The organism is Mesorhizobium sp. M1A.F.Ca.IN.020.04.1.1, from assembly GCF_003997315.1.
In the GTDB taxonomy this organism is placed as follows: Bacteria; Pseudomonadota; Alphaproteobacteria; order Rhizobiales; family Rhizobiaceae; genus Mesorhizobium.
Genome location: NZ_RZSN01000245.1, coordinates 1 through 6,320, shown reverse-complemented (window position 1 = coordinate 6,320; position 6,320 = coordinate 1). Strand labels below are relative to the sequence as shown.

At 64.1% G+C, this 6,320-nt stretch carries 6 protein-coding genes and 1 pseudogene; 1 reads left to right on the top strand and 6 read right to left on the bottom strand.

The genetic code is table 11. The annotated features are described in order from the left end of the window. Nucleotides 1-489, top strand: a 489-nt coding sequence (locus tag EOA49_RS29345; protein ID WP_127243505.1) for a diguanylate cyclase, incomplete at its 5' end; no start/stop codon positions are given. A 508-nt stretch (nt 490-997) separates the two neighbouring features. On the opposite strand, the gene rpmG is transcribed toward EOA49_RS29345, so the two are convergent. The 6 genes and pseudogenes from rpmG to rnr form a co-directional block, all read right to left on the bottom strand. Beyond that, a complete protein-coding gene (gene rpmG / locus EOA49_RS29335) occupies nt 998-1,165 on the bottom strand; it encodes a 50S ribosomal protein L33 (RefSeq protein WP_040995604.1) in 168 nt (55 codons plus the stop codon). A gap of 155 nt (nt 1,166-1,320) precedes the next feature. Next, nucleotides 1,321-1,780, bottom strand: a pseudogene (locus EOA49_RS29330) (hypothetical protein). 98 nt (nt 1,781-1,878) lie between these two features. Further along, entirely contained in the window at nt 1,879-3,054 is a 1,176-nt protein-coding gene (locus EOA49_RS29325) for an MFS transporter (protein WP_067328142.1), read from the bottom strand. 19 nt (nt 3,055-3,073) lie between these two features. After that, a complete protein-coding gene (locus EOA49_RS29320; RefSeq protein WP_095802207.1) occupies nt 3,074-3,814 on the bottom strand; it encodes an NUDIX domain-containing protein in 741 nt (246 codons plus the stop codon). 184 nt (nt 3,815-3,998) lie between these two features. Further along, nucleotides 3,999-4,439, bottom strand: a complete 441-nt coding sequence (locus EOA49_RS29315; protein ID WP_127241497.1) for a DUF983 domain-containing protein — start codon at nt 4,437-4,439, stop codon at nt 3,999-4,001. Then, the coding region (gene rnr, locus EOA49_RS29310) for a ribonuclease R (protein ID WP_127243504.1) at nt 4,439-6,320 on the bottom strand (1,882 nt) is incomplete at its 5' end. The genes EOA49_RS29315 and rnr, both read right to left, overlap by 1 nt.

Here is a 6,320-nt window from a genome sequence, read left to right as displayed (position 1 = left end):
GCGCTGACCGGCCTGCACAACCGCCGCTACCTGGATAGCCATCTTGAGACGCTGTTCGACCGCGCCGTGGCGCGGCGGCGGCCGCTCTCGGTGATGATCACCGACCTCGACCGTTTCAAATCCATCAATGACGCCCATGGCCATGACGGCGGCGACGACGTTCTGCGTGAATTCGCCAGGCGGCTGCGCAAGAACGTGCGCGGCATCGATCTCGCCTGCCGCTTCGGCGGCGAGGAGTTCGTCGTGGTCATGCCGGATACCGACGGGCCCATCGCCGAGAAGGTGGCCGAGCGTATCCGCGCCGAGATCGCGCAGGCGCCCTTCGCAATCGGAAGCAGTGGCAAGACGATCGAGGTGACGGTCAGCGTCGGCGTGTCATCGGTGCTGAGGGGAGCCGATACGGTCGCGGGGTTGATGAAGCGAGCCGACCTTGCGCTCTACGAGGCCAAGAGCGGCGGCCGCAACCGGGTTGTCGCCAAGGCCGCCTAATCCATGCCACCCAATGGTGCGCAGCAGTTTTGCCGCATCGACATGGACAAGACCAGAAGACTTAAGCGCGTTGCCTGAAATCGTTGCGCCGTGAAGCGGTTACGCACGGAAGCCCCAATTCCGCGTCAACCCGATAGGGTTAGGAATTTACCTTAATCCAAGCGATTCGGGAGCCGTGGTTAAGAAATGGTTGATTTTCATACGTTCTTGCGCAAATCTGCTTGGCATAGACGAAGACGAAGCCGGCACGAGGGTAGACTGCCCGGCTCGATCCAAAAAATACCCCATGATGCTCAGGTCCGCCGCATCTCCTGGGTCCGTGGGGTCGGCCGGCCGGCGCTGGCACATAGTGGCCTCCTCGTACCGCTGCCAACCGCCGACCGGCCCCCTTTTTCTCATGCATGATTCAGCGTCAGGCAGCCGCGGGCTTTCTTGCTCGAGCGTCCGCCCGCTGAAAACAAAAACGCCGCCCCAAGGGGCGGCGTTCGGCATTTCAGGATAAACCGGATTACTTGATCTTGGTTTCCTTGAACTCGACGTGCTTCTTGGCAATCGGGTCGTACTTACGGAACGACAGCTTGTCCGTCTTGGTGCGGCTGTTCTTGCTGGTCACGTAGAAGAAACCGGTGTCGGCGGTCGACAGAAGTTTGATCTTGATGTTTGCGGCTTTGGCCATGATGTTCGTCCGTTAATGTTCGTGGAGTTTTGGCCGCTGGAGCACGGGGAAAACACCCGGACGCGGGAAACTTGGCGCGACACATAAAGAACGCGCCCGGAAAGTCAAGTCCAAGCGCCTTCTTGCCCCGTTTTGACGCGGCGGAACTCGCCGCGTCAGGCGTTCTCCCTGACCTGCAGATCGGCCTTCTTCCAGTCGCCGGTGGTGTTCCACCAGCGGTTCGGATTGGTATGGTCGTCGAGTCCCTTGGAACGGCTGGTCAGCAGCGGCTGAATGCGGATCACAGGCTCCTGGTAGGAATGGGCCTGGAATATCGCTTCGGCGACACGGGCGGCGAGCGCCTGATCGTCGGGCAGTTCGAACGACACCTCGACCGTGCCCGGCCGCCTGCGCAACTCGATCTCGGCGCCCGCGGCAGCGCCTTCGAGCGTCCGGTAGCGGCTCTATTCCTTGCGCCGACTGGTAGGCATTGCCGTCATACTTGCCCATGCGCAGGGGCGTGATCGCCACCACCGCCTCCATGATGCGCTCGACATCGGCCGCCGGTGCCTGGAAGGTGACGAGCAGAAGCAGTTCCATCCTGAGGGACTTCGTTTCAAAGCCGCTGTCGATCATCGCTATATCCTCGCTCTTCCTGGATCGGAGCGAGGGTATAGCAGGGGGCCTGCTGACACGGTGATGTCAGCATGCCCCGGTGCTGGGCGACATTTTCACTAGAGGATCTTTCGCACCAACCTGACGAGAACCAGGAGCATGTACGCGGCAAAGAAAAGCGCCAGCGACCAGCCGAAGCCCGAAGGGCCGAAGGCGTCCATGCCGATGCCGATCGCCTGCGGGCCGATCACCATGCCGACCCCATAGCAGAGCACGAAGGCGGCGTTGGCAGAGGCGAGCTCATGGCCGGAAAGCTGAGAACCCAGATGCGCAAGGCCGATCGTGTACATGGCCGCGACCACACCGCCCCAGACGAACAGAAGCGCCGCCATCAGGTGCCAGTCCTTGGCGAAGAAAGGCATGAACACGGTTCCGATGAGGCCGACCGTGGCGCAGGCCAGAAGCAGGTAGCGGCGGTCCGAGACTCGGTCGCTGATCATGCCAATCGGTATCTGCAGCAGCACGTTGCCGAGCCCGATCATGGTCAGCAACAGCGCAGCGTCGGCCTCGGAGTAGCCGATGCGGCTGCCATAGACCGGGAACAGTGAAAAGCCGCCGGTCTCGACGGCGCCGAACACCAGCACGGCGAAGGTTGCTGTGGGCACCATCCAGATATAGCGCAGGAAATGGCTGGTTTCGCCGTCGGCGACGATCGCCGGGCTCTCGTTACGAGCCGCCAGCACCGGGATGGCAGCAAGCGTCACCAGCGCAATGGTGACGCCGAACGGCAGGAATCCACCGGAGCCGACATGGGCGAACAGCCACGGCCCGGCGGCGAAGCCCAGAGAAAGCACCGTGGCGTAGATGCCAAGCACAAGGCCGCGACGATGCGGGGGCGCCGAGGTGCTGATCCAGAATTCCGACAGAATGAAGAGCACTGTCAGCGAAATGTGCAGCGCGACGCGGAGCGGAAACCACATCCAGAAGGCCGGCGCGAAATGAAAGCCGACAAAAGCGAGCGCGCCAACGGCGATCATCAAAAGCATGGTCTGGGCGACGCCGAGGCGCATGGCCAGCGGCGTGGCGAGCGGCGCGCCGGCGATCGAGGCGAGCCCGGCGACCGCCGTGTTGAGGCCGATCATCGAGGCCGAGTGGCCGCGCGATTCGAGGATGACGCTGAGCAGCGGCATGCCGAGGCCGATGGCAATGCCGACCACGCTGATCGAGGAGATCGCCGCAGTCATCGGCAGCCAGTGTACGCGTTCGTCGCCCTGTTGCTGGGTATCGACCGTCATCGATGGGGATGCTCTGCTTCTAAAGGACTTCGCGAACGAAGCGGTTTCGGATGAGGCGGAAGAACGGCACTGCGCCGCCCGGACGCAGCAACGGATCGTGGGCGAGCCGCCTTTCCAGTTCTTCCAGGATCATGCGGGTGATGTCGGGTGTGTCGGCCTTGCGGGCGTCGCCAAGCGGCAGCCAGACGAGCTCCTCCAACTCGTTGGTTGGACCACCGTCGGGCAATTCGACGGCGACATCCTCACGCCAGGCGCTGAAGAAGCGGGTATCGAAGCGGCGCACGCGGTTGGGCGGCGTTATGGCGCGGGCAATGAAGCGCAGGGCGTCCAGCGACGGTGCGACGCTGTGTTCGACGAAACCCTGCCAATCGCGCTTGGCGGTCGCGAACGGGCCTTTACGACCGATCAGCAGGCCGGCTTCCTCGTAAGTCTCACGAATTGCCGACATGGCGATGGCGCGCGCCCGTGCGGCACTCGCGCGGCCGGGGCCGCTCACAAGCCTCGCCTCTTCCTCAGGATGCAGCGGGGCAGCCACCGGAACGCGGCTGTCGGCGGGATCGGTGCGGCCGCCGGGGAAGACGAATTTTCCCGGCATGAAGGCGTGGCCGGCATGGCGCCGGCCCATCAGCACCAGAACGTCGCTGGTTCTCCTGTCGAGCAGGATCAAGGTTGCGGCATCGCGCGGGCGAAGCGCCCGACCGCCGTGCACGGCCAAGCCTTTATCGAGCTTGTCGACATCCGCCTTGGTCATTCCTTCCATGCGCTCGACCTAGCGGAAACTTCTCGAACGCGAAAGTGGCTTACGTGTTCGGGCCTTTGCACCAGCCCGGACCAAACGTCGCTGCCGGAGCAATTCCAGGAAAAAACGCGCAGCGGTTCTCGATCTGGAATTCCACTGCTCGGAGATGGTCGTTGTTTGTATCAAGGACAGAACCGCTCCAGGCTTAGAGATGCGGCTCGAACTCGTCCTTCTCGCCGCCGAAGCCGTGCATATAGAGCGCCCATTGCAGGCCGATGACGGCGCCTTTGACCGGCTGCAACAGCGCGATGGCCAGAATAATGGTCAGCGGCACCCAGATCAGCGCGTGCTGCCAGGTCGAAAGCGTGGTGGCGGCCTCCACGGTCATGAAGGCGCCAACCACAATGTGGCCGACGATGGCGATCACCAGATAGGCGGGAAGGTCGTCGGCGCGATGGTGATGAAGCTCCTCGCCGCAGACGCCGCATTTGTCGACGGGCTTTGTGAAGGCGCCGAACAGCTTGCCTTCGCCGCAATGCGGGCACCGGCCAAGCATGCCGCGCTTGATTGCCGTCCACAGCGGACGCGCGACGCGGCCCGAATGGTGCTCGCCGCCGAAAACCTGTTCTTCCATGCCCTTCGACATCATCTTCTCCTGCCGCGGGGACCCATGCGCGACTGCGACGCGCGGGCGCGGCCCTTGGTCTTGTGGAACGACCGTCGCGAGCCTGGCAGCGGCTTCGGGTCGCTCAGCATTTCGAAACGCATCGCGCCCGCCATCGGCGCAACCTCGAGCAGCCGCACCTCGACGCGGTCGGCTAGCTGGTAGCCCTTGCCGGTGCGCTCTCCGAACAGCGATCGAGCGGTTTCATCGTAGATATAGTAATCGCCGTCCAAACTTGACACCGGGATGAAACCATCGGCGCCATACTGCGGCAATTGGACAAAGAGTCCCGCCTTGGCGACGCCGGAGATGCGAGCGTCGAAGGTGTCGTTGATGCGCTCGGCGAGATAGGCCGCGATCAGCCGGTCGACCGTGTCGCGTTCGGCCGCCATGGCGCGGCGTTCGGTGGCCGAGATCAGCGCGCCGACCTCTTCCAGGCGATCCGCTTCCTGCTGCGTCAGGCCGCCGGGACCGAGGCCGAGCGCGGCAATCAGTCCGCGATGCACGATGAGATCCGCATAGCGCCGGATCGGCGAGGTGAAATGCGCGTAGCGTCTCAGGTTGAGACCGAAATGGCCGATGTTCTTCGGCGAGTATTCGGCCTGGCTCTGTGAGCGCAGCACCACTTCATTGACCAGCGCCTCGTTGTCGGCGCCGCGCACCCGCTCCAGAATGCCGTTGAACTGCCCGGGCCGCATCTGCGCGCCGCGCGCCAGCGACAGGCCAAGCGTGTGCAGGAACTCGCGCAGCGATTCCTGTTTCGCCAGCGACGGCGCGTCGTGGATGCGGTAGACGAGCGGCTCTTTCTTGCCTTCAAGCGTCTCCGCGGCCGCGACATTGGCCTGGATCATGAACTCCTCGATCAGCTTGTGGGCGTCGAGGCGCTCCGGCACGACGACCCGGTCGACGGTGCCGTCGGGCTTGAGCAGGATCTTGCGTTCCGGCAGCTCCAGTTCGAGCGGCTGGCGGCTGTCGCGGCCGCGCTTGAGCACGGCATAGGCATCCCAGAGGGGCTTCAGAACGCCTTCGAGGATCGGCCCCGTCTTGTCGTCGGGCACGCCATCGATCCCCGCCTGCGCCTGCGGGTAGGCGAGCTTGGCCGCCGATTTCATCATGATGCGGTGGAACGAGTGCCTGAGCTTGCGGCCTTCCGCCGAAAAGGTCATGCGCACGGCGATCGCCGGGCGGTCCTCCGCTTCGCGCAGCGAGCAGAGGTCGTTGGAGATGCGCTCGGGCAGCATCGGCACGACGCGGTCCGGGAAATAGACCGAATTGCCACGCTTCAGCGCCTCGCGGTCGAGCGGCGTGCCGTAGCGGACATAGGCCGCGACATCGGCGATTGCCACGGTGACGATGACGCCGCCGGGATTCTTCTTATCCGTATCGGGCGTGGCGAACACCGCGTCGTCATGGTCCTTGGCGTCGGCCGGATCGATGGTAACCAGCGGCAGATCGCGCCAGTCCTCGCGCCCGGCAAGCGAAACCGGCTTCACGGCGTCGGCTTCGGCGATCACATGGGCCGGAAAGACGTGGGGTATGTCGTGGGCGTGGATGGCGATCATCGAGACCGCCTTCTCGCTAGTCAGCGAGCCCAGCACCGCCAGCACCTTGGCCCGCGGCAGGCCGTAGCGCGAAGCGCGCGCCGGCTCGACCTCGACCAGATCGCCATTTTTGGCGCCGTTCTGGAATTCCTTGTCGACGATCAGCTCGGGCTGGCGGCGTTCCACCGGCTCGATGCGAAAGGTGCCGTCCTTCAGCACGCGGAAGACGCCGAGCACGGCTTCGCTGCGCTTCTCGAAAATCTTCATGACCCGCCCGGTATAGGCGGGGCCTGAGGGGTCGTCGGTCGGGGAGGGCTTGGCG

Coding starts and splice junctions, on each gene's coding strand:
- rpmG (WP_040995604.1), bottom strand. CDS start 1,165: ATGGCCAAAGCCGCAAACATCAAGATCAAACTTCTGTCGACCGCCGAC.
- EOA49_RS29325 (WP_067328142.1), bottom strand. CDS start 3,054: ATGACGGTCGATACCCAGCAACAGGGCGACGAACGCGTACACTGGCTG.
- EOA49_RS29320 (WP_095802207.1), bottom strand. CDS start 3,814: ATGGAAGGAATGACCAAGGCGGATGTCGACAAGCTCGATAAAGGCTTG.
- EOA49_RS29315 (WP_127241497.1), bottom strand. CDS start 4,439: ATGTCGAAGGGCATGGAAGAACAGGTTTTCGGCGGCGAGCACCATTCG.